This is a genomic window from Streptomyces fulvoviolaceus, from assembly GCF_000718165.1.
Taxonomy (GTDB): Bacteria; Actinomycetota; Actinomycetes; order Streptomycetales; family Streptomycetaceae; genus Streptomyces; species Streptomyces fulvoviolaceus.
Window position 1 is genome coordinate 1 of sequence record NZ_JOEY01000037.1, and the last position, 25,150, is coordinate 25,150.

General features: G+C 71.7%; 27 protein-coding genes. 11 read left to right on the top strand and 16 right to left on the bottom strand.

Annotation, left to right across the window (positions count from 1 at the left end; translation table 11 throughout):
• On the bottom strand, positions 1 to 804 hold an 804-nt coding region (locus IG08_RS0134435; protein WP_030611794.1), incomplete at its 3' end, for a maltotransferase domain-containing protein.
• A gap of 71 nt (positions 805 to 875) precedes the next feature.
• Complete coding sequence (locus IG08_RS0134440) at positions 876 to 1,175, bottom strand: DUF5133 domain-containing protein (protein ID WP_030611797.1); 300 nt, start codon at positions 1,173 to 1,175, stop codon at positions 876 to 878.
• Between the two features lie 236 nt (positions 1,176 to 1,411).
• Between IG08_RS0134440 and IG08_RS0134445 the strand changes: the two genes are divergently transcribed.
• A complete protein-coding gene (locus IG08_RS0134445) occupies positions 1,412 to 1,915 on the top strand; it encodes a hypothetical protein (protein ID WP_030611809.1) in 504 nt (167 codons plus the stop codon).
• Positions 1,916 to 1,941: 26 nt separating this feature from the next.
• Positions 1,942 to 4,038, top strand: coding sequence for a glycogen debranching protein GlgX (gene glgX / locus IG08_RS0134450; RefSeq protein WP_030611812.1), 2,097 nt, complete (start codon positions 1,942 to 1,944; stop codon positions 4,036 to 4,038).
• Positions 4,039 to 4,041: 3 nt separating this feature from the next.
• On the opposite strand, the gene IG08_RS0134455 is transcribed toward glgX, so the two are convergent.
• Positions 4,042 to 4,845 carry a VOC family protein gene (locus IG08_RS0134455; RefSeq protein ID WP_030611815.1) on the bottom strand — a complete coding sequence of 268 codons (804 nt, stop codon included), beginning with the start codon at positions 4,843 to 4,845 and terminating at the stop codon, positions 4,042 to 4,044.
• A gap of 168 nt (positions 4,846 to 5,013) precedes the next feature.
• Between IG08_RS0134455 and IG08_RS0134460 the strand changes: the two genes are divergently transcribed.
• Complete coding sequence (locus IG08_RS0134460) at positions 5,014 to 5,346, top strand: ANTAR domain-containing protein (protein WP_030611818.1); 333 nt, start codon at positions 5,014 to 5,016, stop codon at positions 5,344 to 5,346.
• Positions 5,347 to 5,359: 13 nt separating this feature from the next.
• Here IG08_RS0134460 and IG08_RS0134465 read toward each other — a convergent pair whose 3' ends face one another.
• A complete protein-coding gene (locus IG08_RS0134465) occupies positions 5,360 to 6,151 on the bottom strand; it encodes an RNA polymerase sigma factor SigF (protein ID WP_030611821.1) in 792 nt (263 codons plus the stop codon).
• A 240-nt stretch (positions 6,152 to 6,391) separates the two neighbouring features.
• Here IG08_RS0134465 and IG08_RS0134470 point away from each other — a divergent pair, with 240 nt between their 5' ends.
• From IG08_RS0134470 to IG08_RS0134485, 4 genes are all read left to right on the top strand, one after another.
• On the top strand, positions 6,392 to 6,847 hold the full coding sequence (locus IG08_RS0134470) for a MarR family winged helix-turn-helix transcriptional regulator (RefSeq protein WP_030611824.1): 456 nt from the start codon (positions 6,392 to 6,394) through the stop codon (positions 6,845 to 6,847).
• Positions 6,844 to 7,692 (top strand): ATP-binding cassette domain-containing protein, encoded by an 849-nt coding sequence (locus tag IG08_RS0134475; protein WP_030611827.1) that lies wholly within the window; start codon positions 6,844 to 6,846, stop codon positions 7,690 to 7,692. Before IG08_RS0134470 ends, IG08_RS0134475 begins: the two co-directional genes overlap by 4 nt.
• Positions 7,652 to 8,503 carry an ABC transporter permease gene (locus IG08_RS0134480; RefSeq protein ID WP_030611830.1) on the top strand — a complete coding sequence of 284 codons (852 nt, stop codon included), beginning with the start codon at positions 7,652 to 7,654 and terminating at the stop codon, positions 8,501 to 8,503. Before IG08_RS0134475 ends, IG08_RS0134480 begins: the two co-directional genes overlap by 41 nt.
• Positions 8,504 to 8,694: 191 nt before the next feature.
• On the top strand, positions 8,695 to 9,210 hold the full coding sequence (locus tag IG08_RS0134485; protein WP_030611832.1) for a hypothetical protein: 516 nt from the start codon (positions 8,695 to 8,697) through the stop codon (positions 9,208 to 9,210).
• Between the two features lie 10 nt (positions 9,211 to 9,220).
• On the opposite strand, the gene hemC is transcribed toward IG08_RS0134485, so the two are convergent.
• From hemC to IG08_RS0134505, 4 genes are read right to left on the bottom strand one after another with little or no spacing between them, the layout of a single operon-like run.
• Entirely contained in the window at positions 9,221 to 10,156 is a 936-nt protein-coding gene (gene hemC / locus IG08_RS0134490) for a hydroxymethylbilane synthase (RefSeq protein ID WP_030611835.1), read from the bottom strand.
• Positions 10,157 to 10,183: 27 nt separating this feature from the next.
• On the bottom strand, positions 10,184 to 10,651 hold the full coding sequence (locus tag IG08_RS0134495) for a GNAT family N-acetyltransferase (protein WP_030611838.1): 468 nt from the start codon (positions 10,649 to 10,651) through the stop codon (positions 10,184 to 10,186).
• Positions 10,648 to 11,166, bottom strand: a complete 519-nt coding sequence (locus IG08_RS0134500) for a hypothetical protein (protein WP_030611841.1) — start codon at positions 11,164 to 11,166, stop codon at positions 10,648 to 10,650. Before IG08_RS0134500 ends, IG08_RS0134495 begins: the two co-directional genes overlap by 4 nt.
• Positions 11,167 to 11,173: 7 nt before the next feature.
• Positions 11,174 to 12,382 (bottom strand): MFS transporter, encoded by a 1,209-nt coding sequence (locus IG08_RS0134505; protein WP_063757804.1) that lies wholly within the window; start codon positions 12,380 to 12,382, stop codon positions 11,174 to 11,176.
• A 122-nt stretch (positions 12,383 to 12,504) separates the two neighbouring features.
• Here IG08_RS0134505 and IG08_RS0134510 point away from each other — a divergent pair, with 122 nt between their 5' ends.
• The gene (locus IG08_RS0134510; protein WP_030611847.1) at positions 12,505 to 13,494 is read left to right on the top strand and encodes an ArsR/SmtB family transcription factor; all 990 of its coding nucleotides are present in this window, start codon (positions 12,505 to 12,507) and stop codon (positions 13,492 to 13,494) included.
• A gap of 118 nt (positions 13,495 to 13,612) precedes the next feature.
• Here IG08_RS0134510 and IG08_RS0134515 read toward each other — a convergent pair whose 3' ends face one another.
• From IG08_RS0134515 to IG08_RS0134525, 3 genes are all read right to left on the bottom strand, one after another.
• On the bottom strand, positions 13,613 to 14,629 hold the full coding sequence (locus tag IG08_RS0134515) for a questin oxidase family protein (RefSeq protein ID WP_030611853.1): 1,017 nt from the start codon (positions 14,627 to 14,629) through the stop codon (positions 13,613 to 13,615).
• Between the two features lie 100 nt (positions 14,630 to 14,729).
• A complete protein-coding gene (locus IG08_RS0134520; protein WP_030611856.1) occupies positions 14,730 to 15,506 on the bottom strand; it encodes an NPP1 family protein in 777 nt (258 codons plus the stop codon).
• 144 nt (positions 15,507 to 15,650) lie between these two features.
• On the bottom strand, positions 15,651 to 16,631 hold the full coding sequence (locus IG08_RS0134525; RefSeq protein ID WP_030611860.1) for an ATP-dependent DNA ligase: 981 nt from the start codon (positions 16,629 to 16,631) through the stop codon (positions 15,651 to 15,653).
• A 107-nt stretch (positions 16,632 to 16,738) separates the two neighbouring features.
• Here IG08_RS0134525 and IG08_RS54700 point away from each other — a divergent pair, with 107 nt between their 5' ends.
• On the top strand, positions 16,739 to 17,293 hold the full coding sequence (locus IG08_RS54700; protein ID WP_030611863.1) for a P-loop nucleotide/nucleoside kinase family protein: 555 nt from the start codon (positions 16,739 to 16,741) through the stop codon (positions 17,291 to 17,293).
• A 1-nt stretch (position 17,294) separates the two neighbouring features.
• On the opposite strand, the gene IG08_RS0134535 is transcribed toward IG08_RS54700, so the two are convergent.
• Positions 17,295 to 18,044: an SDR family oxidoreductase gene (locus IG08_RS0134535; RefSeq protein ID WP_030611866.1), complete on the bottom strand. Its 750-nt coding sequence runs from the start codon at positions 18,042 to 18,044 to the stop codon at positions 17,295 to 17,297.
• A 113-nt stretch (positions 18,045 to 18,157) separates the two neighbouring features.
• On the opposite strand from IG08_RS0134535, the gene IG08_RS0134540 reads away from it, so the two are divergent.
• Complete coding sequence (locus IG08_RS0134540; RefSeq protein WP_030611869.1) at positions 18,158 to 18,853, top strand: TetR/AcrR family transcriptional regulator; 696 nt, start codon at positions 18,158 to 18,160, stop codon at positions 18,851 to 18,853.
• 4 nt (positions 18,854 to 18,857) lie between these two features.
• On the opposite strand, the gene IG08_RS0134545 is transcribed toward IG08_RS0134540, so the two are convergent.
• From IG08_RS0134545 to IG08_RS0134555, 3 genes are all read right to left on the bottom strand, one after another.
• Positions 18,858 to 19,541, bottom strand: a complete 684-nt coding sequence (locus IG08_RS0134545; RefSeq protein ID WP_030611872.1) for a response regulator — start codon at positions 19,539 to 19,541, stop codon at positions 18,858 to 18,860.
• Positions 19,538 to 20,746, bottom strand: a complete 1,209-nt coding sequence (locus IG08_RS0134550) for a sensor histidine kinase (RefSeq protein WP_030611874.1) — start codon at positions 20,744 to 20,746, stop codon at positions 19,538 to 19,540. The genes IG08_RS0134545 and IG08_RS0134550 overlap by 4 nt, the downstream gene beginning before the upstream one ends.
• A gap of 112 nt (positions 20,747 to 20,858) precedes the next feature.
• Positions 20,859 to 23,054, bottom strand: coding sequence for an MMPL family transporter (locus tag IG08_RS0134555; protein ID WP_043455953.1), 2,196 nt, complete (start codon positions 23,052 to 23,054; stop codon positions 20,859 to 20,861).
• 270 nt (positions 23,055 to 23,324) lie between these two features.
• Here IG08_RS0134555 and IG08_RS60805 point away from each other — a divergent pair, with 270 nt between their 5' ends.
• The gene (locus tag IG08_RS60805; RefSeq protein ID WP_199820949.1) at positions 23,325 to 23,498 is read left to right on the top strand and encodes a hypothetical protein; all 174 of its coding nucleotides are present in this window, start codon (positions 23,325 to 23,327) and stop codon (positions 23,496 to 23,498) included.
• Positions 23,499 to 23,549: 51 nt separating this feature from the next.
• Here the strand turns inward: IG08_RS60805 and IG08_RS0134565 are convergent, their stop codons facing one another.
• Positions 23,550 to 25,031, bottom strand: a complete 1,482-nt coding sequence (locus IG08_RS0134565) for an MFS transporter (RefSeq protein ID WP_030611881.1) — start codon at positions 25,029 to 25,031, stop codon at positions 23,550 to 23,552.
• Between the last annotated feature and the right edge of the window lie 119 nt (positions 25,032 to 25,150).

Sequence of the window (25,150 nt, forward strand, 5' to 3'; positions counted from 1 at the left end):
CACGCCGACATCGTCCGGGCCGGCGGAGAGGGTGTTGTTGCGGCCTTTGCGGAAGGTGTGGCCGATCGGGTGGATCGGCGGCAGGTAGACCACGTCGAAGCCCATCGCGGCGATCGCGGGCAGCCGTTTCGCGGCGGTGCGGAAGGTGCCGTGCGGCTGCTGCGGGGTGCCCTCGGAGCGGGGGAAGAACTCGTACCAGCCGCCGAACAGCGCGCGTTCGCGTTCCACCAGCAGCGGCAGGGTGTCCGAGAGGGTGATGAACTCCCGCAGCGGATACCGGGCCAGCACCGCGTCCACGTCCGGCGTCAACGCACCCGCCAAACGTGTCGCGACCGGCAGCGAGTCGTCGGCCAGGACCTCCGCGGCGGCCAGCAGCACCGCGCGTTCGGGGCCCTGCGGCACGCCGGCCGCAGCCCGGGTGTACAGCTCGGCGCCCTCCTCCAGGACGAGACCGGTGTCGAGGCCGGCCGGCACCTTGATGCGGGCGGTGCGGCGCCAGGTGGTGACCGGGTCGCTCCATGCCTCGACGTGATACGTCCACCGGCCGACGGCGTCCGGAGCGACCTCGGCGCCCCAGCGGTCGGTGCCCGGGGCCAGCTCCCGCATCGGCGTCCACGGGCCGGGACGGCCCTGCGGGTTCGTCAGGACGACGTTGGCGGCGACCGCGTCATGCCCCTCGCGGAACACGGTGGCGGTGACCTCGAACGTCTCTCCTGCGACCGCCTTCGCCGGGCGCCTGCCGGACTCGACGGCGGGACGGACGTCCCGTACCGGGATGCGGCCGATGGCCGGGGTGGAACTCATGGTCTCGCCTCCGCCGTGGTCGAGGCCGGGCTCATGGCCCGGCCGGGTATCCAAGCTGCGCGGGAAGGGGTCTACCTTCCCGCGGGGGAACGCCGATCCCTCGCCGGTGGGCCTCGTCTGGCGACGGCGCGCGGACGGGGCCGTTCGTTCTGCTCCCGCAGATAGGTCGCCAGGCTGGTGCGCAGATAGTGTTCGGCGGCGTCCGCGGCCTCGCGCGCGCAGCGCTTCCCCATCAGCACGCAGAGCGTGTAGCCCGAGTCCTCGAAGGCGGCCCGGGCCGAGCGGTCGGAGGGGGCGGCCAGCATCAGGCGTTCCCAGGTCCGGTACCGCCGCAGTTGCCGGGCGACTTCGGCTTTGGCCGGTAGCAGCATGACGCCGTTCACCTTCCACGGAGAGTTTCACTCATGGTGCACGTGTGACGACCCAGCGTCTTGTTGGCGCTTCAACCACCTCGTTCACCTCGGTGGACGGCTCGTGTTGCACGAATGGCGTAGCGCTCCCACTCTTGAGGTGACTCAGGAGCGATCACTGCTCACGCTTCGCGTTCGGCCCCCGTTCCGCGGGGACGACGAGGAGTGGGAGCTTCGCCGGTGAGGAGCCAAGGACGATGAAGACCGCAGTCCCCTGCTACTACCACCTCGATGTGGAAGTCGGCCCGGAACGGGTCGGACAGGTCAGGCGCATCCTGGCCGCGCACCTCAGGTACTGGGATCTGGAGATCCTGGTCGAGCCCGTCTGCCGCGGCGTCGAACTGCTGCTGAGGGCCATCGACGAACACGCGACGGACAAGAACACGTCGATCGAGATGTGGTGGAACGGCCAGCACCTCATCACCGCCATCGGGGAGAACGACTGCGAGCTGCGCCCGGACCAGGACCTGCGGGCCTGCCTGGAGCGCATCGCCGCGATGAGCGACGGGTGGGGCTGCTGCGCCACGGACACCGGCAGCAAGGTCATCTGGTTCTCGCAGCGCGCCCGGACCGGCGAACGCATCCCGCGGGTGCCGACGGCCCCCGTGCCCAGCCTGCGGGAGGTGCGCCAGGTGCCCCGCGAGATGCCGGTCGCCGTGTTGGCCGCGCCGACGAGCGGCGTCCTGGAGGATGCCCGGTGACCGCGAAGTCCCGTCGGAAGACAGGGGTGTCCGCCTGGAGCGGGCACCCCTACCCGCTGGGCGCCGCCTTCGACGGCAAGGGCACCAACTTCGCGCTGTTCAGCGAGGTCGCCGAGCGCGTCGAGCTCGTCCTGGTCGATGAGAAGAACGCCCACAGCACCGTCCCGCTGACCGAGGCCGACGGCTTCGTCTGGCACGGCTACCTGCCCGGCATCGAACCGGGGCAGCGCTACGGCTACCGGGTGCACGGACCCTGGCACCCGGAACTCGGCCACCGGTGCAATCCGGCGAAGCTGCTCCTCGACCCGTACACCAGGGCGGTGGACGGGCAGGTCGACGACCATCCCTCGCTCTACGACCCCGCCACCGACAGCGCCGGGCACACCATGCTCGGCGTGGTCACCGACCCGGCCTTCGACTGGGGCGACGACCAGCCGCTACGGCGGCCGTACGCCGACAGTGTGATCTACGAGGCCCATGTACGGGGCCTCACCCGCACCCACCCCGACGTCCCGCCGGAACTGCGCGGCACCTACGCCGGTCTCGCGCACCCCGCGGTCGTGGAGCACCTGACCTCGCTCGGTGTGACCGCGGTCGAGCTGATGCCGGTGCACCAGTTCGTGCAGGACGGTGTGCTGACCGGCCGCGGCCTGTCCAACTACTGGGGCTACAACACGATCGGCTTCTTCGCGCCGCACAACGCCTACGCCGCCCACGGCACCCGTGGGCAGCAGGTCACCGAGTTCAAGTCGATGGTGAAGGCGCTGCACGCGGCCGGCCTCGAAGTGATCCTGGACGTCGTCTACAACCACACGGCCGAGGGCAACGAGAAGGGCCCCACGCTCTCCTTCCGCGGCATCGACAACGCCTCGTACTACCGCCTGGTGGACGGCGACTGGGGGCACTACTACGACACCACCGGCACCGGCAACAGCCTGCTGATGCGCCACCCCTACGTACTCCAGCTGATCATGGACTCGCTGCGCTACTGGGTCACCGAGATGCACGTCGACGGCTTCCGCTTCGACCTCGCGGCCACCCTGGCCCGGCAGTTCCACGAGGTGGACCGGCTGTCGGCGTTCTTCGACCTGATCCAGCAGGACCCGGTGATCAGCCGCGTCAAGCTCATCGCCGAGCCGTGGGACGTCGGCGAGGGCGGTTACCAGGTGGGCAACTTCCCGCCGCTGTGGTCGGAGTGGAACGGCAAGTACCGGGACACCGTAAGGGACTTCTGGCGGGGCGAGCCGCACACGCTCGGCGAGTTCGCCTCCCGGCTGACCGGCTCCTCCGACCTGTACCAGCACAGCCGGCGCCGCCCGCGCGCCAGCGTCAACTTCGTCACCGCACACGACGGGTTCACCCTGCGCGACCTGGTCTCCCACAACGACAAGCACAACGAGGCCAACGGAGAGGGCAACCGGGACGGCGAGAGCACCAACCGGTCCTGGAACTGCGGTGCCGAAGGGGAGAGCGACGACCCGGCCGTCCTGGAACTGCGCGCCCGCCAGCAGCGCAACTTCCTGGCCACACTGCTCCTTTCGCAGGGCATCCCGATGCTCTGCCACGGCGACGAACTGGGCCGCACCCAGCGCGGCAACAACAACGCCTACTGCCAGGACAACGAAGTCTCCTGGATCGACTGGGAGTTGACCGAGGAGCAGCGCGACCTCGCCGACTTCACGCGGTACGTGATCGGCCTGCGCGCCGCCCACCCCGTGCTGCGCCGCCGCCGTTTCTTCCGCGGCGAGACCGTCACGCACGCCGGACAGCCGCTGCCCGACCTGGTGTGGCTGCTGCCGGACGCCCGCGAGATGGCCGACCCGGACTGGCAGCGCTCCGACGCGCACGCGGTCGGCGTCTTCCTCAACGGCGACGCCATCGCCGAACCCGACCCGCGCGGCCGGCCCGTCGTGGACGACTCGTTCCTGCTCCTGCTCAACGGCCACTGGGAGCCGGTGGACTTCCGGCTGCCGGACCTCACGTACGGCGAACGCTGGACGACACTGATCGACACCGCCGAGCCGCAGGGTGCCGACGAGTCCGAGCACAAGGCCGGGACGGAGACCACGGTCGGGCCGCGCAGCCTGGTGCTGCTGTCCCGGCCTTCCCGGGCGGTCGGCTGAGGGTCAGCGCTCGCGGTGTGAGGTGACCGTGAACTGGGCGCCGTCGGGGTCGCGCAGGACGGCCTCGTCGCCGCCCTTCGACAGGACGCTGCCACCGTGCACCTCGGCGGCCCGCACACAGGCCGTCACGTCCGCGACCGCGAAGTGGACCTGCCAGTGCGGCCGGATGGTGGGGTCGGGCGCCGAGCCCAGCGCCCCCGACTCGATCCGCGCCACCACATCGCCCTGGCTGCGCAGCACGACCTCGCCGCCCTCGTAGTGGACCTCGCAGCAGCCGGGACGTCCCGACGCCCAGTCGAGGACCTCGCCGTAGAAGATGGCGGCGTCGAACGCGTCGCGTGTGTGCAGCCGGATGAAGGCGGGCTGCGCACGGCGCCAGATCTCCCAGTTGGCGACCAGCTCGCCCTCCCAGATACCGAAGGTCGCACCGTCCCGGTCGGCCAGCAGCGCCGCCCGCCCGGGCGGGAGGGACAGCGGCCCGACCGCCGTCGTGCCGCCGCGCTCCTGCGCCCGCGCCGCCGCCTCGTCGGCGCTGGGCACCGCGAAGTACGGCGTCCACGCCACCGCCATCTGGTACATCGAGGCGACCGCGGCGATCCCGGCGACCGGGGTCCCGTCCGCCAGCGCGACCCGGAAGTGGTCGCCGAGCTTCGCCGGCTCCCACTGCCAGCCAAGCACGGCCCCGTAGAACGATTCGGTGGCGTCCTGGTCGCGGCTGGTCAGGCTCACCCAGCAGGGCGCGCCGAACACGGAGTGCGTGGAGATGACGTCCCTGGCGGCAGTGGGGTGTCTCGGGTCGTGGTTCATGGCTGTCGCGTCCTGCTCCTGTGGGCCGGCGGCCACGGTCTCTTCCACCAGTGTCCGTCCGGAACCGCTCCGGGCGCCTGCCGAGTACCCCGGCGGCGGTGCCGAAACGGTGGCGTGTCTCTCCTCCCGCCCGGTGGCGCGGGCCCGCCCGGGTGACAGGATGGGTGGGTGGCAGCCGTACCGGACGAGCCCGCCTCCGAGGCGGACCGGATCTTCGAACTGCAGGAAGAGGTCGACCAGCTCAAGGAAGCGGTCGCCTCGCACGCCGTCGTGGACCAGGCGATCGGCATGGTCGTCGCGCTCGGCAGGCTCTCGCCCGACCAGGGCTGGGAAGTACTGAAGGACGTCTCCCAGCACACGAACATCAAGCTCCGCAGTGTCGCGGACTTCATTCTCGTCTGGGGGCGGACCGGAGAAATGCCGCCGGAAATCCGCGCCGAGCTGGAAGAGGCCCTCGACCGCTACGGTCCGACCCAGATCCCGGGGGCACCGCCGGAGTGAAGTTCGGCGGGACTCAGCCGGTGCCGGTCAGGACCTCCGCGCGCAGGTGCGTGAAGCAGCCGTTGAGCAGCCGGGAGACGTGCATCTGCGAGATGCCGAGCTGTTCGGCGATGCAGCTCTGGGTCATCCCCTGGAAGAAGCGCAGGTAGAGGATGGTCCGCTCGCGTTCCGGGAGTGCCTCCAGACAGGGCCTGACGGCCACGCGGTCGACGATGATGTCGTAGCCGGGGTCGGCTGAGCCGAGCGCGTCACCCAGGGCGTAGCCGTCGGTTCCGGGCATCTCGGCATCCAGCGACAGCGCGGAGAAGCACTCCAGTGCCTCCGACCCGGTGCGCACCTCGTCCTCGCTCATGTGCGCGTACGCGGCGATCTCGGCGACGGTGGGCGCCCGGCCCGGCGTGGTCTGCGACAGGTCCTTCACGGCCCGCCGCACGCGGTTGCGCAGGTCCTGGACCCGGCGGGGCACGTGCAGGGTCCACATGTGGTCGCGGAAGTGCCGCTTGATCTCGCCGGTGACGGTCGGTACGGCGTATGCCTCGAAGGCGCTGCCGCGCGCGGGGTCGTAGTGGTCGACGGCCTTGACCAGCCCGAGGGCGGCCACCTGGTACAGGTCCTCGAGGGCCTCGCCGCGGCCCCGGAACCGGACGGCGATCCGCTCGGCCATGGGCAGCCAGGCCTCGACCAGCTTGTCCCGTAGTGCTTTGCGCTCCGGACCGTCGGGCAGTCCTGCGAGCCGTTCGAACGCGTCGGCGGTCTCCGGCGCGTCGTCGTGCGGATGGGGCTTCGTTCTGGTGGCGACGGACATGTCGCGCACCTCCCTCGGCGGGGTGCCGGATGGACAGACCCCATGGGAGGCGCGGAGTCGGACCTGGCGGAGGTCATCCGGGGCCCGGCGGTGCGGCTCCCACGGAACGTGCCTCCTGTCCGAAGCACTTCTCTGCGGATTCCCGCTCTGGGTGAAATAAAACAAATACACGGAATAGTCCCCTGCATGTTTGACCCTCTCTTAGCCCAGTTACCTCTGACACAGAGGTAATCTCGCCGTGTGGACGAGGAGACCTTCCCGGAAGAGCTCGCCGACGCGCTCGTCGGCATCCAGCGGCTGCTCAGGCGCCGACTGCGCGCCGGGCTGACCGTGCCGCGACTGCGCGGCGCCGAGGTCGAGCTGCTGCGCCTCGTCGAGGCCCGGCCCGGCATCGGCGTCTCCGAAGCCGCCAAGGAGCTGTACCTGGCCGGAAACTCCGTCTCGACGCTGGTCAACCAGCTCGTCAGGGACGGCCATCTGGTCCGGGAGACCGACCCCGCCGACCGGCGCGCCGCCCGTCTGCTGCTCACCGAGAAGGCCGAGGCCCGGCTGCGGGACTGGAAGCAGCGGCGCGTCGCGCTCGTCGGGCGGAACGTGGCCCGGCTCGACGCGGCCGACCAGGAGGCGCTGCGCGCCGCGCTGCCGGCCCTGCGCACGCTCGCCGTCAACCTGCACGAGGAGGCCGAGGAGTCATGACGCGGTACGTCGACAAGGCTGACGAGGCTGTCGTCTGCACGGGGCTCGTCTACGCCTTCGGCGAGACGAACGCCGTGGACGGGCTGGACCTGACCGTGGCGGAGGGCGAGGTCTTCGGGCTGCTCGGACCCAACGGCGCCGGGAAGACCACGGCGATCCGCTGCATGACCACCCTCCTGCCGGTCCCGGCCGGCCTGGTCCGCGTCTTCGGCCACGACGCCGCGAAGGACGCGATGGCCGTACGGCGCCTGCTGGGCTACGTGCCGCAGCAACTGTCCGCCGACGCCGGCCTCACCGGCCGCGAGAACGTCGCCCTGTTCGCCCGGGTCTTCGACGTGCCCCGCCGGGAACGCGCCGAACGCGTCGGCCAGGCTCTGTGGGCGGTCGACCTGACCGACGCCGCCGACCGCCTCGCCGGCACCTACTCCGGCGGCATGGTCCGCCGACTGGAACTCGCGCAGGCCCTGGTCAGCGCGCCCCGCCTGCTGATCCTCGACGAGCCGACCATCGGGCTCGACCCGATCGCCCGTACCAGCGTCTGGGAGCACATCAACGCCGTACGCGCCGCCACCGGCATGACGGTCCTGGTCACCACGCACTACATGGACGAGGCCGACCAGTACTGCGACCGGGTCGGCCTGATGCACCGCGGCCGCATCCGCGCCCTCGGCACCCCGGTCCAGTTGCGGCAGGGGCTCGGTGAGCGCCGGGGTGCCAAGGCGACGGATCCGCTGCCCACGCTCGAGGACGTCTTCCGGGACATCGCCGGCAGCGGACTCGACGACCAGTCAGGAGGTTTCCGCGATGTCCGAAGCACCCGCCGCACCGCGCACCGCGTCGGCTGAACGGGACGGCATAGGCCTGCTGGTACGGCCGCCCGAGCCCCGCGCGGGCTGGCGGGTGCTGCCCGCCCGGGTGGTGGCGATGTGCGCCGTGGAACTGCAGAAACTGCGCCACGACCGCACCGAGCTCTACACCCGCGCGGTACAGCCCGCCCTGTGGCTGCTGATCTTCGGCCAGACCTTCACCCGGATCAAGGCGATCCCCACCGACGGCATCCCCTACGTCGACTATCTGGCCCCGGGCATCATCGCCCAGTCCGCGATGTTCATCGCGATCTTCTACGGCATCCAGATCATCTGGGAGCGCGACGCCGGCATCCTCAACAAGCTCCTGGTCACGCCGACCCCGCGCTCGGCGCTGATCACCGGGAAGGCGTTCGCGGCCGGCGTGAAGTCGCTGATCCAGGCCGTCGTCGTCCTCGTCATCGCCGCACTGCTCGGCGTGGCCCTGACCTGGAACCCGCTCAAGCTCCTCGGGGTCGCGGCGATCGTGATCCTCGGCTCGTCCTTCTTCTCCTGCCTGTCGATGACCATCGCCGGCATCGTGCTGAGCCGGGACCGGCTGATGGGCATCGGGCAGGCGATCACCATGCCGTTGTTCTTCGGCTCCAACGCCCTGTACCCGCTGTCCGTCATGCCGGGCTGGCTCCAGGCGATCAGCAAGGTCAATCCCCTCAGCTACCAAGTCGACGCGCTGCGCGGGCTGCTCCTGGGCACCCCCGATCATCTGGCGCTGGATTTCGCGGTGCTGATCGTGGCAGCCGCACTCGGCATCACCGCAGCCTCCTCGCTGATGGGCCGCCTGGCCCGCTGATCATGGGAGGGAACGTGATGTGCGGCACGCCGGTGGCAGCGGGTTTCCGGCCCGCGCGCGGATTTCGCCTGCGCAGGGCTTGATCACTGATCAAAGGGGGTGAATTCGCTGGCCACAGCGCATTCTGCTCATTTGACAGTGCATTGAGCACACAGATAAGAAGCAGCTCTCTGAGGTCGAAGAGGTGCACTGTGTACGAGCCGAACGTGGTCGGGGACTGGCAGGAGTACGACGAGCATGCCGGTCTGCGTGTCCGCGTCCACCGCCTGGAGGCCGCCGAGCCGCCGCGCGGACGTGACGACGCCGCCGAGGGGCTCACGTACTTCTGTGTCCGTGTGACCGTCGAGAACCGTGGCGAGAAGCAAGCGACCATCCACCTCGAGGACGGTCAGATCGACGTGCGCGTCGGCCCCGAGGGCGAGAGCGCCTTCATCGACTGGCGCAACTCGCAGTTCATCGAGGGCTTCGACGTCTACCCGTTGCGCCGCGCCACCGCCGTGCTGTACGCCGCCGGGCCCGAGGCGTCCCTGAGCCTGGTCGACGTCCAGATCCAGCTGCGGATGGACGACGACTGGGCCGACCGCCGGCTGTGGGCGGGCGGCATCGGACTGCACGAGGGTGCTGCGCATGCGGGCGTGTGCCGTGAAGGCCTGGCCCACCAGGTGAGCAACTTCCTGCGGGACCAGGCCGAAGAGGGCAGCGCCTGACGGGCAGGCCCTAGTGGGGGATCCCGTCGATGATCTCGCGGGCGCCCTGACGCAGCAGGGCCACGGCGACCGAGGTGCCGAGGGTGGCCGGGTCGAGCCGGCCCGCCCACTCGTGGGCGTTCAGCCGCGTCTTGCCGTCCGGGGTGAACACGCAGGCGCGCAGGGAGAGTTCGCCGCCGTGCTCCACGCGCGCGTACCCGGCGATCGGGCTGTTGCAGTGGCCCTGCAGGACGTGCAGGAACATGCGCTCCGCCGTGGCCTCCCGGTGCGTGTCCGGATCTCCGAGCCCGCTGACCGCGTCGATCAGCTCGGTGTCGCCCTCCCGGCACTGCAGCGCGAGGATGCCCGCGCCGATCGGCGGCATCATCGCCTCGGGGGAGAGGACCTCGCTGATCACGTCCCGCCGGTCGATGCGCTCGAGACCCGAGACCGCGAGCAGCAGCGCGTCCGCGTCACCTGCCGCCAGCTTCGCGAGGCGCCGGTTGGCGTTGCCCCGGAACGGTACGCACTCCAGATGCGGGTGCGTGGCCGCCAGTTGGGCGACCCGGCGCACCGAGGAGGTACCGATCCGGGTGCCGTCCGGGAGCTCGTCCAGCGTGAGCCCGCCCGGATGGATGAGGGCGTCGCGGATGTCGTCCCGCTTCAGGAACGCGGCGAACGTCGTGCCCGCCGGGAGCGGCCGGTCGGCGGGCACGTCCTTCACGCAGTGCACCGCGAGATCCGCCTCGCCGGCCAGCAGCGCGGCGTCGACCTCCTTGGTGAACGCCCCCTTGCCCTCGACCTTCGACAGATCGCCCATCCACTTGTCACCGGTCGTCTTCACCGGCACGACCTCGGTACGAACACCTGGGTGCAGGGCACTCAACTCGGCGCGGACACGCTCCACTTGGGCGAGCGCCATGGGCGAGTCCCGGGAGACGATACGGATCAGTTCGGGCACGGACATGCGGGACACGATAGACCCTGCGAGGGGTCAGCGCCGCACGCTCAGGGAGTAACGGACCTTCTCCTTGGCGCGGGCGCCGAGCCGGTCGTAGAAGCGGATCGCCCCCTCGTTCCACGGCGGCGTCTGCCACTGCACCTCGGTGAGACCCAGGGCGCGGGCCTCGGCCGCGACGGCGTCCACGAGCAGTGGGCCGAGCCCGAGACCGCGGTGCCCGGGTGCCAGGAACAGGCAGTCCATGTGCAGGTATTCGTGGCCTTCCCAGGTGGAGAGTTCGGGCGCGCAGGTGGCGTAGCCGACGAGTTCGCCGCCCGGCAGTTCGGCCACCAGGCAGCGCAACCGGGGCGCGGGGGTGTCGAAGAGGAGTGCGGCCAGTCGGGCGGGCAGGTCGTCGGCGGGCGGTGCCGCGCGCTCGTACTCGGCGTGCTGGGCGGCGAGTTCGGCCACGCGCTTCAGGTCGGCGCGCTCGGCGGGCCGTACGCGGGGAGCCTCGCTCATCGGACGTCCCCCTCGACGGTGTCCGCGCCCCAGGAGACGAGTCGCTCCGCCAGCGGCCCGGCCCCGTCGAGAACGTGCCGGGAGAACGCGTCGCGCTCGTGGGACAGTACGGCCGCCTCCCACACGCAGGGTGCGAGTCCCGTCCGGCCGGGCCGGAGTCGGTCGGGCCTGCCCGCCGGGCCGGTGAAGACGGCCAGGTCCGACATGTGGCCCTCGATCCAGGTGTGGACCAGTACGTAGTCGCCGTCGCCGCCCGCGTGCACGATCAGGACGGCGAGCCCGAGGGAGCCCCGCACCCGCCCGAGTTCCAGATGGGCTCCGGCGATCCGCAGCGCGGCCTCGGTGTCCTGCTCGGACACCGTGCGGCCGGGGGCCTCCAGCGCGTACACCTTCACCAGGTGACCGGCGGCTTCCCCGGTGCCCAACGGCCGGGTGGCGCGGGCGTGGTGGGACCCGGCCAGGGCGAGCAGGGCCTCCGTGTCCACGCCGGCGGGCAGTTCCTCGTCATGATCCATTCGGACATCATCTGGCGCCGGGCCCCCGGACGTCCACAGCGGGCGCACGCCACGTCCGCCCGGTGGAGACCGGCCAGGTCAGCACCACGAACGCCCCCACCGTGAGGAGCCCGCCGACCAGGAACGTGCCGCGCACCTCGACCAGGGGCAGCAGGGCGCCGCCGAGGAGCGCACCGGCGGCCACCCCCGCGTTGAACGCGGCCGAGTTGGCCGCGAGGGCCGTCTCCGTGCGCCCCGGCGCCACATGGAGCACCTGGCTCTGCGTCGCCATGAACACCGGCCCGACCGAGGCCCCGAGCAGCATCAGCAGGGCGACGCTCACCACCTGGCTGCCCCCGCCCACGTACAGCCCGAGCAGGGCCACCGCCTGCCCCGCCACCGGCACGGTCAGCGTGGCGCGCGGATACCGGTCGAGCAGCGGACCGGTCACCGTGACCCCGGCCAGCCCCGCCGCGCCGAACGCCAGCAGCACCGGGCTCACCGCGTCCGTGCCGAACCCGCTGACGTCGTCCAGGAAGGCCACGACGTACGTGAACCCGGCGAAGGCCCCGGTGACCGACAGCGCGGTGGTGGCGAGGACGACGGCGAACCGGCGACGGTCGGGGGCCGCGCCGTACGCGGAGTGGTTCTCCTGAGGGCGCGAGGTCGGCAGCAGCACGGCCACGGCGACGAGCGAGACCACGGCGAGTGCGCCGAGGACCGCGAACGGCACCCGCCAGCCGCTGTGCCCGCCCAGCCAGGTCCCCGCCGGCACCCCGAGTACCGTGGCCAGCGACCCGCCGACGGACAGCAACCCGATGACCCGGCCCCGCCGTTCGGGCGGGAACAGGCCGACCGCGACCGGTCCCATGACCGCCCAGAACAGCGCCTGCGCGACCGCGGTCGCCACGCGTGCGGCCAGCAGCAGCCCGTACGACACCGCACCGAGCGCGGAGACCCAACTGGCCACCGCGAGCAGTGCCAGCAGCCCCGCGAGCAGATGCCGGCGCGGCACGGACCGGGTGATGTGGGCGAGCGGCAGCGACACGACGGCGACGGTGAGGCCGTACCCGGTGACCAGCACGCCCACGGCGGTGATCGACACCCGTAGGTCGTCCGCGACGAGGGACAGCAGGCCCACGGGGAGGTTCTCGGTGGTGTTGAAGGTGAACGCCGCCAGCATCAACGCCGCGACGACGGCGGTCCTGTGCCGGGCGGCCGGACGTACGCTGCCCATCCCTGTGCCCTCCGGGGTCGGTGATCGGGAACGGCCGAGCGGCCGGGGGGCAAGCGTGCGGTGCCGGGGGAGGGCGTTCTACTCTTTCGGTCCAGGGCGAATCGGAGGCCAGGGAGGCCGACTTGCCGCTGACCCTGAGTCTGAGCCCCGACGACCTGACCCGGTGCCGGTTCGCGATCTCGCCGCTGTGCCAGACCCACGAAGCGCTGCGCATGCTGCGCCGGTCGGGACGGCACGGCTACCACCGGGCCTGGCTGCGCCGCGTGGCGCCGACCGTCGCCGGGCTCGACCTGGCGCCGCTGTGGCTGTTCATCCCGCCGGCCGGCGGTTACACGCCGGACTTCCTGGGCCCGCCGCCCGAGGAGCCGTACCCCTCGTTCGACGACGAACTGGCCCGCCTGCGCGCCACCGACCTCGACCGGGTCCGCACCGAGATGGCCCGCTCGCTCGCCTGCACCCCGGGTCTCACCGAGTCGCCGCGGGGACGTGCCGCCCTCGACGACCCGGCCGGAACCGTCCGACGACTGGCCGACCTCACCGAACAGGCCTGGCAGACCCTGCTCGCCCCGGACTGGCCGCGCCACCGGGCCGTCCTGGAGGCCGACATCGCGCACCGCTCCCGGCAGGCGGCGGACGGCGGCCTCGACGCGCTGCTCGCCGATCTCCACCCCGGCATCGACTGGACCGACGGCAGCCTCACCCTCCCCCTGCTCGGCGACCCGGCCGAGGCCCAGCGGGCCGACGGCCGGGGCGTCCTGCTCATGCCGAGTGTGTTCGTGTGGCCGGACGTGGTGAGCGGCTTCGCCCGGCCCTGGCAGCCGACGGTCATCTATCCCGCCCGCGGGATGGGCGAGTTCAACACCACGCCGGTACCGCGCCCGTCGGAGGCACTCGCCCGGCTGCTGGGCCGGCAGCGCGCCGCCCTCCTCGCCGGGCTCGGCACCCCCGCCTCGACGACGGACCTGGCCCGCCGGCACGGGCTGGCCCCGTCGACCGTCTCCGCCCACCTGTCGGTCCTGCGCGAGGCGGGGCTGCTCGGCTCACGAAGGCAGGGCCATCACGTGTTGTACGGCCGGACGCCGCTGGGCGATGCGCTGGTGGACGGCACCTGACCTCGGAGCCTCCGCCACATCTCCGGCCGGATCAGCGCGCGCGTCGTCCGGTGCGTGCCAACGCGGCGAGTGTGCGCGCCTGACGGCGGGCGCCCGGCCGGGGACGTGACACAGGCTCTCAGGCGAGCGGCTCGCTCATCTCGACCGAGCGCAGGGCGGCGGCGAGCGCCTGGTCGTCACCCACGTCCAGTGCCGTGTCGGTGAGTTTGATGACGTGCTCGTCGCCGTGGGCGAGGGCGCGTTCGAGGGCCTCTTCGGCCGTCAGGCGTGCGGGAGGCGTGTACACGACCGGTTCCACGGGCGCGTACATCGCGGTGACCGCGGCGGACGCCGTCCACGCCGCGTGCAGGCTCGGCACCCACTGCTCGCGGGGCAGCGAATCCAGTGTGCGCAGCACGGCGTTGGGGGCCGTTGCCGCGTGCACGAGCATCGTCGGCTCGCCGTGGCCGTGGGTGGCGTAGCGATGCGTCGCGGCCCGGACGAGTTCGGTGAGGCGTTCGCGGGCCGTCTCCGGGTCGGTGACGTCGTCCGCCCAGGCGGGCAGCCTGTGTACGGCGGAGAGGCGGTCGCGGAATCCCACGTGCCCCGCCGCGATCGCGGGTACGGCGTCCAGGGCGTCCGTGGCGGTCGGCGTACCCGGCAGCGCGGCGAGGCCGGTCACGGGCTGGTGCCGGGCCGCCCAGTAGCCCAGCGCGTGCGCGAGTTCGGTGAGCCGGGGCGCGTTCTCGCCGGCTTCGACGGCGCGCACGGCGTGGCCGACCCTGATGACCGTGTGCGTGGCGCCGCCGTGCAGGCCGGGCAGCAGGCGCGGCCACCATGTGGCCAGGACGCTCCGCCAGGGGCGTTCGGCGAGGGTGCGGGAGAAGTGGTCGGTCCAGTCCGCGATCCGGCGCGGATCGCCCAGCGCCGAGGGCCAGTTGTCGTCCGTGACGGGTGCCAGGCGGTCGGGGAAGTCCTCCAGCTTGTCCCGGTAGAGGTCCACCCACCGGTGCACGGCCCCCGCCTGCCCGTGCGCGGCGAGCGCCTCGACGACCATGGGGGCGTGGTTGGACAGCCAGCCGCCGCGTTCCGGGCCGGATGCGTGAATGCGTTCCAGGGCTTCTTCGAACTGTCCGCTCGTGTCACTCGTGTCCATGAGCGGGACGCTATGCGGCCCATGGATGGACCGGGATCGGGCGCGGGGCGGAACCCACAGGTGCCTGGGACCTAGGTCCCGCGCCCGATCGCTGTGTCGGTCAGGCGTTGGGGTCGAAGGAGATCCCCGACGGCTTGGCCGACGACAGGTGGTTCGCGAAGTTGGCGTCCTTGAGGCCGAAGTTGGCGCTGCCGAAGTCGTACGCGCTCAGCTTGTCGCGGACGCCCGACGGGTAGCCGTTCCAGCCGACCAGCGGCGGGTACTGCCAGGTGCCCTTGGCGTTCTCCGGCGGCTCGTCGCCCGAGTTCGCCAGCCGGAAGCAGTGCGTGCTGGCGCCGTCCTTGTGGTAGACGATCTTCGCGTGCGTGCCGTCGAAGCGGACGCCGGACGCGGCGCTCACGGTGAACGAGCCGTGGTTGGACGTCGAGACGTACTGGATCGTGCCGTTCTGCACCCAGATCACGACGTGCTCCCAGTCGTGCCGGTGCCCGCCGATGCTGCTGTTCGCGAGGGCCTGGTCCTTCTCGAAGTACAGGCCGTACATGTAGGCGCACCAGCCGTTGTTGCACTTGTAGCGCGAGTAACTGTTGGTGTTGTTCAGGTCCGAGAGGTCGTGGCAGTCCCCGCTGAGCGAACCGGTCGGGCTCAGGCCGCCGTTGACGGTTCCGTCGGGACCGATCGCGGGCGTGGAGTAGCAGCCGTCCGTGTCGTAGTCGAAGGCCGGCTGGTACGTGTACTCGGCGGTCTCGGCGTTGGCCGGCAGGGCCGACGGCGGGGCGGCGAAGGCGGCGGAGGGGAAGGCGACGACGAGGGCGGCGGCGCCGGCCAGGCCGGTGAACCATCTCGCGCGGTGCTTCTTGAACGACGGTGACGACACTGCGTCCTCCTCTTGGTGCGGGCGCAGCCCAACGGCTGTGGGGGAATGGGAAGTTCAGCTTCCCGAGTTTTCATGTCCGCGCCAAGACTTCGTAAGCGACTCTCTGGTAACAACCGTCCGAACAGTTGGATCTTGTTCGGGATGTCAGACAAGGCCGTCCGGAAAGTCGGCCGCGGACTCTTCCGGCGTGAGGTCGGGCCGCAGCCGCGACCAGGACGGCTGACGGAGCAGCCCGGCCCTCGTGCGGGTGCTGTAGCGGACCTCGCCGACCAGCCGGGGCACCACCCAGTGCGCGCCCGGAGCCGGCGGAACCGGGTCGAAGGGGCACACGTCCGTCGCGGCGGCCCGGAGCAGCGCGGCGAGTTGCTCCCGCTCCGTCTCGCTCCAGCCGGTGCCCACCCCGCCGACATAACGCAGGCGTCCCTCGGAGCGCTGTCCGAGGAGCACGGCACCCGGCAGACCCGTCAACCGCCCCTTGCCGGGCAGCCAGCCGCCCACCACGACGTCCTCACTGCGCAGGTTCCGGATCTTGATCCAGGCGCGGGAACGCACGCCGGGCTCGTACACCGAGTCCAGCCGTTTGCAGACCAGGCCCTCCAGGCCGTGCTCACGGGTGGCCTGCAGGGCCTGTGCGCCGTGACCGACGAGGGCGGCGGGAGTCGACCAGTGCGGACCGTCCAGGCCCAGCGCCTCCAGCCGGGTGCGGCGCCGGGAGTAGGGGAGGGCGAGGAGGGGGTGCCGCCCCAGGTGCATCACGTCGAACAGCACGAGATGGACGGGGACTTCCGCCGCCCGGCGCGCGGCCCGGCCGGGGGAGTGGGCCAGCCCCATACGGGACTGCAGCAACTGGAAGTCGCCCCGGCCCTGTTCGTCCAGTGCCAGGACCTCGCCGTCCAGCACCGCGGGCGTGGCACCGAGCGCACCGCCGAGCGGCAGGAGCTCGGGGTAGGCGGCGCTGATCTCCTCCCCGGACCGGGCGCGCAGCACCGCACTGCCGTCTCCCGGGAGGTACACCACCACCCGCTGGCCGTCCTGCTTGGTCTCATAGGCCCAGCGCGCGTCCTGCGCCGCGGACGGCAGTGTCCCGGACGTGGCGAGCATGGGCGGGATCAGGGGGAGGCTCACGGGTCAGTTGTCGACGCGGGCGTCGGCTGCCACGCGCTCTTCCCGCGGGTTTCCCCTGAACGGATCCAGGGCCACTTGGCGCCCGTGCCTTCTGCTTCACTGGGCAAGTGATCTCACAGCCCAGCCTGGTTGTCCTCAGCGGTCCTCCCGGAGCGGGCAAGACCACACTCGCGCACGAGCTCGCCCGCGCCGTGGGATGCCCCGCCATCTGCCGCGACGAGATCAAGGAAGGCATGGTGCACGCCACCCCGGGAGTCGTGCCCGGACCTCAGGACGAGCTGAGCATGCGCACCCTGCCCACCTTCTTCAATGTCCTGGAGCTGCTGCTCAAGGCCGGCGTGACCACCGTCGCGGAGGCGGCCTTCCAGGACCGGCTGTGGCGACCCGGCCTGGAGCCCCTTCGGGAGCTCGCCGACATCCGCGTCATCCACTGCGTCGCCGACGCGGACGCGGTGCTGGAACGCAGACGCCGGCGCCTGCACGACAACCCGCTGCGCAGGGCGCACGCCGAGATCCTGGACGACGATCCGGCCGCGTACGCCCTGAGCCACCACGCGTTCGACCGCGTCTCGCTGGACGTCCCGGAGATCGAGGTCGACACCACCCGCGGATACGACCCCGGGCTCAAGGAGATCGTCACCTTCGTCAACGGCCGGGACTGAGTCAGACGATGCCGCCGTTGGTCCGCAGCACCTGCCCGTTGACCCAGCGACCGGCCGGGCCCACCAGGAAGGACACGACGCCGGCGATGTCCTCGGGCGTGCCCAGTCGCTCCAGCGGGGGCTGCGCGGCCAGTCGGGCGACGGTCTCCTCGTCCTTGCCGTCCAGGAAGAGCTCGGTGGCGGTGGGGCCGGGCGCGACGGCGTTGACGGTCACGTCACGGCCGCGCAGCTCACGGGCGAGGATCAGGGTCACGGCCTCCACCGCGCCCTTGCTGGCGGCGTAGGCGCCGTAGCCCGGGAAGGCGAGCCCGACGACCGAGCTGGAGAGGTTGACGAGCGCCCCGCCCGGGCGCAGCCGGCGCGCGGCCTGCTGGTCGACGACGAAGGTGCCGCGGATGTTGGTGCGGTACAGGGCGTCGAGCTCGTCGAGGTCGAGGTCCGCGATGGGGGAGAGGGACATCCGGCCCGCCGAGTGCACCACCGCGTCGACGCCGCCGTAGGTGGCTTCCGCCAGGTCGAACAGGGCGGCGACCTCGGTCTCGTCGGCGACGTCCGCGCGGGCGGCGATGGCGGCGCCGCCGGCCGCCTCGATGGCGTGTACGGCCTCGTCGGCCGCGTCCTTGTTGCCCGCGTATCCGACGACGACCGTGAACCCGTCGGTGGCGAGCTGCCGGGCGATCTGTCGTCCGATGCCGCGCGATCCACCGGTCACGATCGCGACGCGCCGGTCCGTGAGGGGCTGAGTGGTCATGGCTGCATCCTTCGTATCGACGCTACGGATCGTTCGTATCGACGGTAACACGGGATCGTAGCGTTGGTAATCCCCAACTCGTATCGACGCTACGAATGACGTATCGTAGGGGCATGGATGCGAGGGAAAAGATCCTGGATGCGGCCACGAAGCTGCTGGCCGAGGCGTCGGCCGCCGATGTCTCCACGCGGGCCGTGTGCGAGGCGGCCGGGGTGGGTGCGCCGATGCTCTACCGTCTCTTCGGCGACAAGGCGGGGCTGCTGGCCGCCGTCGTCGACCGGGGATTCGAGCAGTACCTCGCGTCCAAGCGCGTGGCCCGCCCGAGCGGCGATCCGGTGGCGGACCTCAGGAGCGGCTGGGACAACCACCTGCGCTTCGCACTGGACCACCCCCACCACTACCGCCTGATGTACTCGCCCGAGCTGACCGCGCCGCCCGCCGCGGCCCGGGAGGCGCACGACCTGCTGCACGGCATCCTGGAGCGCTGCGCGGCGGCGGGACGGCTGACCGTGCCGCCCGCGCTCGCCACCCGCGTCATCATGTCGGCCAACGTCGGGGCGGCGCTGTCGATGCTCAACAGACCGGAGCAGTATCCCGACGGGCAGTTCGCCGAGCGGTTGCGCGACGCGGTGATCGGCTCGCTGACCCGGCCCGCCGAAACAGTCGTGGTGCAGGAGCAGGAGGGGGACGCCGTGCCCGTCGCGGCGGCCACGCTGGCGGCCCGCCTGCGGGCGGATGTGCCACCGGCGCTCACGGTCGCGGAGTCCGCCCTCCTCCAGCAGTGGCTGGAGAAGCTCTCCGCGAACTGAGGCTTCAGCGGTCCGTGGGCGGCAGGGCCTGGACCAGGCCCGACTGGTAGGCCATGACGACGAGTTGGGCGCGGTCGCGGGCGCCCAGCTTCGTCATCGCGCGGTGCACGTGGGTGCGGACGGTCAGCGGGCTGACGAAGAGTTTCTCCGCGATCTCCTCGTTGGAGTGCCCCTCGGCCGCCCAGGCCATCACCTCGCGTTCGCGGGTGGTGAGGCCGGCGAGGTCGTCGGCCCCGGCCAACCGGGTGCCGAGCCCGGGCACGGCCAGGAAGCGTGTGATCAGGGTGCGGGTGGCGCCGGGGGAGAGCAGGGAGTCGCCGGCCGCCACGGTCCGGATGCCGGCGAGAAGGGCCTCGGCGGTGACGTCCTTGCCGAGGAAGCCGCTCGCGCCGGCCCGCAGCGCCTGGGCGACGTACTCGTCGATCTCGAACGTGGTGAGGATCAGCACGCGCGTGGCGGACAGCTCCGGGTCCGCGCAGACGACGGACGTGGCGGTCAGGCCGTCGGTCCCGGGCATGCGGATGTCCATCAGGACGATGTCGGGGCGGTGGATGCGGGTGAGGTCGACCGCCTCGGCGCCGTCGGTGGCCTCACCGACCACCTCCATGTCGTCGCAGGAGTCGATGAGGATCCGGAAGGTGGCCCGCAGCAGGGCCTGGTCGTCGGCGAGCAGCACACGGATGGTCATGGGGTCCGTTCTTCGCGTTCGGGAGCGGTGGGGTACAGGGGGAGCCGGGTGGTGACCTCGAAGCCGCCCTCCGGACGGCGACCGGCCTGCAGGGCGCCGCCGACGGACCGGGCCCGCTCGCGCATCCCGATCAGACCGAAGCCCTGGCCGGGGGCGGGAGCCGCGGGGGCGGTCGGGGCGCCGTCGTCGGTGACGGTGATCGTCAGCTGGTCATCGCGGTAGCGGAGCCGTACGCGGGCCGCCCCGGCCCCGGCGTGCTTGGCGACGTTGGTGAGCGCCTCCTGCACGATCCGGTACGCCGTCAGGTCCACCCCGGGCGAGAGCGTACGGGGACTGCCCTCGGTGCTGACGTGGACGGTGAGCCCGGCGGAGCCGAACGCGTCCGTCAGCTCGGGGAGTTGGCCGAGTCCCGGGCTCGGGGCCAGGGGCGCGGCGGGGTCGTCCGCCTGGCGCAGCAGGCCCACGGTCGCCTTCATCTCGCGCAGCGCCGAGGACGTCGTACCGGCGAGATCGGTGAGGATCCGCTCGACCTGCGCCGGGTGCGTGCGCGCGAGGTGGGCGGCGGTGCCCGCCTGGGCGTTGGCCAGCGCCAGGTGATGGGCCACGACGTCGTGCAGTTCACGGGCGATGCGCATGCGCTCCTCCGCCACCCGGTGCCGGGCCTCCTCCTCCCGGCTGCGCTCGGCGTACTCGGCACGCGCCTGGATGGCCTCCACGTAGGCGCGACGCAGCCGGACCCCGTTGCCGGTGGCGACCGGGAGCAGCAGCCAGGCGACGGGGCCGAGTGTCTTCAGCGGCCAGGGGTGGTCCAAGGGATCGACGGTGAAGGCCGCGATCGTCACCAGCGCGAGGGTGGCGAAGAAGGCGATCCGAGTGGTCCCGCGGTCGGTCGCGAGGGCGAGCCGGTAGAGCGCGAGCATGAGCGGGCCCAGCAGCAGCGGGGTGAGCAGGTCGCCCAGCGCGACGGCCCCGGCGCTGCACAGCGCGGTCACGGCGACGACCGTACGAGGACGGCTGCGCTGCCAGAACAGGGAGCCGCAGGCGACCGCGGCGAGGGCGATCGTGGGTCCCACCGCCTCGGGCGGCGCCGCGTTCGGGAAGTGGATCTCGCTGCCGAACAGGAAGCACGCGAAGAGCACGGCGGCCGTCATCGTGTCGACCGTGCGGGCGTGGTCGTCCGCGTAACGCTGCCAAGGGAGGCTCATCGGGTTCTCCGGTCGGTGTCCTGGGGCCATGATCGTCGATGCCCGCCGGGAACGACGGGCGAGGGTCGCCCGTGTCCGGAGACACGGGCGACCCCCTGGGGGAGGAGAAGGATCAGACGTGGGCGGACTCCCGCTGGATCGGCACCGCCGGTTCGTGGCGGGTGAGCGACTCGCCCTCCACGTCGACGGTGGGCACCAGCCGGTCCAGCCACCTCGGCATCCACCAGGCCGCCTTGCCGAGCAGGGCGAGCACCGCGGGCACGAATGCCATACGGACGACGAACGCGTCCAGCAGGACGGCCGCCGCGAGCCCGAACCCGATCATCTTGATCATGGACTCGCCGGCCCCGATGAAGCCGGAGAACACCGCGATCATGATCAGCGCGGCGGCCACGACGACCCGGGCGCTGTAGCGGAAGCCGGTGGCGATCGCCTGGCCCGGCCGGTCTCCGTGGACGTACGCCTCCCGCATCCGGGCGACGAGGAACACCTCGTAATCCATGGCGAGACCGAACACGATGCCCACCAGGAAGATCGGCATCATGTTCATGATCGGACCGGTCTCGTTGACGCCCAGCAGGTCGGCGCCGTACCCCCACTGGAAGACCGCGACGACGGAACCGAGCGCCGCGAGCACCGACAGGAGGAAGCCGAGCGCCGCCTTGAGGGGCACCAGGACGGACCGGAAGACGACCAGCAGCAGGACGAAGGCCAGACCCACCACTACCGCGAGGTAGGGGATCAGCGCGGCCTGCACCTTCTCGGAGACGTCGATGTTCACCGCGGTCGTGCCGGTGACCTTGAAGGTCGCCCCGGTCGCGGAGTCGATGCCCGGGCGGTCGTCGCGGATCGCGTTGACCAGGTCCTGGGTCTTCTTGTCGCTGGGGCCGGTGGCCGGGGTCGCGGAGAACACCGCCGTGTCGCCCGCCTTGTTGAACCGCGGCGGCGAAACAGCGACCACGCCCTGCTCGTCGGCGATCTTTCCGGAGATCGTCGAGACGGCGGCCTCGGGATCGGCGGCGTCCTCGGCCTGTACGACGATCATCAGCGGCCCGTTGAAGCCGGGACCGAAGGCCTCGGCCAGGTCGTCGTAGGCGCGCCGCTCCGTGGTGGAGGTGGCCTTGACCTCGTCGCCGGGCATGCCGAGCTGGAGGTCCATGACGGGCACCGCGAGCGCGCCGAGACCGACGACGCTCAGCAGCAGCACGGTCACCGGCCGGCGCAGCACGAACCGGGCCCAGCGGGTGCCGCCGTTGTGCTCGCCGGCTTCTTCGATACGGCCGCTGCGGCGGGCCTTGCGGGACAGGACGGCGTTCGGCCACCAGCCGAGCAGCGCGGGCACCAGCGTCAGCGAGATCAGCACCGCCATGACGACCGCGCCCGCGGCGGCCAGCCCCATCTTGGTGAGCATCGGGATGCCCACCACCGACAGACCGGCCAGCGCGATGACGACGGTGAGCCCGGCGAAGACGACCGCGGAACCCGCCGTACCCGTGGCCAGGCCCACCGCCTCCTGCGGGGCGTGTCCCTTGGAGCGTTCCTCCCGGTAGCGGGAGACGACGAACATCGCGTAGTCGATGCCGACCGCGAGCCCCAGCATGCTCGCCAGTGTGCCGGTGGTCGCCGACAGCCCGAAGGCACGGGCCAGGGCGAGGATCGCGGCCATGCTGATGCCGACGCCGACCACGGCGGTCAGCAGCGGCAGCCCGGCCGCGGCCAGCGAACCGAAGGTGATCAGCAGCACCACGGCGGCGATCCCGATGCCGATCGCCTCGGCCGCGCCGCCCGCCGCCGGCTTGCTCGCCAGGGCCGTGCCGCCGACCTCGACCGTCAGCCCCGAGTCCCGGGCCTGCCCGATGGCGGTCTCCAGGTGGCTCTTGCTGGTGTCGGTGAGGTCGTCCGCCTTCTCGGTGAAGGAGACGGTCGAGTACGCCGTCGAGGCGTCCTTGCTGACCGCCTTCGCCTGGAAGGGGTCGACGGCGGAGGAGACCTGCGAGCCGTCGGCGGCCTCGGACACGAACTTCTCGATCACGGCTCGGTGGGCGGCCGAGGTGATCTTCTGCCCGTCGGGGGCGACGAAGACCACGCGGGCGCTCGCGCCGTCGGCGTTGGTGCCGGGGAAACGCTGCTCCAGCAGGTCGAACGCCTGCTGGGACTCGATGCCGGGCATGGTCTCGGTCTGGTCCTCGGCGGCGGGTGCGGTCACTGCGGCGGCGCCGACGCCGGCCAGCACCCCCACCCACAGCAGGACGGCGATCAGACGCCGCCGAAAGGCCAGGCGGCCGAGGCGACACAGGAATGTGGCCATGGAACGGAGGACTCCCCCTCTGGTCGTGGATACCACCCCAGGGTTCCGGGCGAAGGCCTGTCACGTCGTCGTTCGTCTGCCGACAATCGCGCCTACTGAGAACGCAGTAGACGGTGAGCCCCAGGTCATCCCCGGGCAGGACGAGGGGCCCGTGGTGGAGCGGACTACACCGTCCGTTCGGGATCGCACTCCCTCGAAGCGGGCCGCGCGCCCCGGAATCGTTGACGGTGCAAGGTCAACGCGGTTCACCCGTCCTGAAAGGACACTTCGATGAAGTCGCTGCTGTCGTCGCGGCCCGTGCTCTGGTTCCTGTTCCTGTTCAACCTCGCCGTCGCGGCGGTGGCCCCCGCGGTCGTGGACGGCGCCCAGGCCGTCATGACCAGCGTCGGCATGGGCGTCGTCTCACTCGGAGCGGGGGTGAGCCTGCTGCGGACCCGCAAGTAGCGGGCCCGATGGCCGCGGACCGCCGCTCCGCGGCCATCGGCCGGCGCTCTCTCAGTGCCCTGCGGGCGTACCGGCCGCTGCTTCCGCGGGAGCGGGCGCCGTGGCGGTCGCGACGGCGGCACGCGGACGCGGGATGAAGGAGGCGATCGCGAAGGCGAGGAGCGCGGCGCCCGCACCGATCGCCATGACCGTCCTGAAGCCGTCCTCGGACGGCAGGGCGTAGCCGCCGAAGCTGGTGGTCATCTGCGCCAGGACCACGCCGGCGATGGCGCTGGCGACGGACGTACCGATGGACCGCATCAGCGTGTTGAGGCTGTTGGCGGCCGCGGTCTCGGACGCGGGGACCGCGCCCATGATGAGGGCGGGCATGGAGCCGTAGGTGAAGCCGATGCCGGCGCCGATCACACAGGAGACCAGCACCAGGTGCCAGACCTCGGACATCAGCACGATGTTCAGGCCGTACCCGGCGGCCACGATCAGCGCGCCGATCATCAGCGTCACCTTCGGCCCCTTGGCCTTGGAGACCGCCGCGGAGACGGGCGCCAGGGCCATCATCACCAGACCGGAGGGCGCCATGACCAGACCGGCGGTCAGCAGGGACTTGCCCAGGCCGTAACCGGTCTCGGCCGGCAGCTGCAGCAGCTGCGGCAGGACCAGCGACATCGCGAACATCGAGAAGCCGATCGCGATCGAGGCGAGGTTGGTGAACAGCACCTGCGGGCGGACGGTCGTGCGCAGGTCCACCAGCGGCTGGTCGGTGCGCAGTTCGAACGCGCCCCAGGCGAGCAGGACGATCACGGCCGCGGCGAGCAGGCCGAGGGTGGTGCCGTCGGTCCAGCCCCAGTCGGCGCCCTTGGAGATGGCCAGCAGCAGGCAGATCAGACCGATGGCCATGCCGACGCCGCCTACCAGGTCGAAGCGCCCGCCGGTGCGCACCTTGGACTCCGGCACCAGGAACAGGACCAGGACGAGGGCCAGGACGCCCATGGCGGCCGAGCCCCAGAACAGCACGTGCCAGTCGTAGTTGTCCGCGATCAGCGCGGCGGTGGGCAGGCCGAGGGCGCCACCGACGCCGAGGGAGGCGCTCATCAGCGCGGTGGCGCCGGCCAGCCGCTCGGCAGGCAGTTCGTCGCGCATGATGCTGATGCCGAGCGGGATCACACCGGAGGACAGGCCCTGCAGGGCACGGCCGACGATCATCGGTACCAGGGCGTCGCTGAGCGCGCAGAAGACCGAGCCGATCACCAGCATGACGATGCTGATCATGAGCATGCGACGCTTGCCGAACATGTCGCCCAGGCGCCCGACGACGGGAGTGGCCACGGCGGCGGCCAGCAGGGTCGCGGTGACGGCCCAGGCGGTGTCCGAGGCCGGGGCGTCCAGCAGCCGGGGCAGCTCCGGAACGATCGGGATCACCAGGGTCTGCATCAGCGCGACGACGATTCCGGCGAAGGCCAGCACCGCCACCACGGAACTCGACCTCGGCGGTGCGGAACCCTCCGCGGCGACAGGTCTGGCAGGGGCGTCGGACATGACGGGGCCTCCGTGGGCATGGCTAGAGGGCCGGAACTCGGCGAATGTAAGTCAGGTGCTTGACTTAGCTTAATCGCCCGGCTGTCCTGATCGTGCAGCGATCGCCGGAGCCGAGCCGT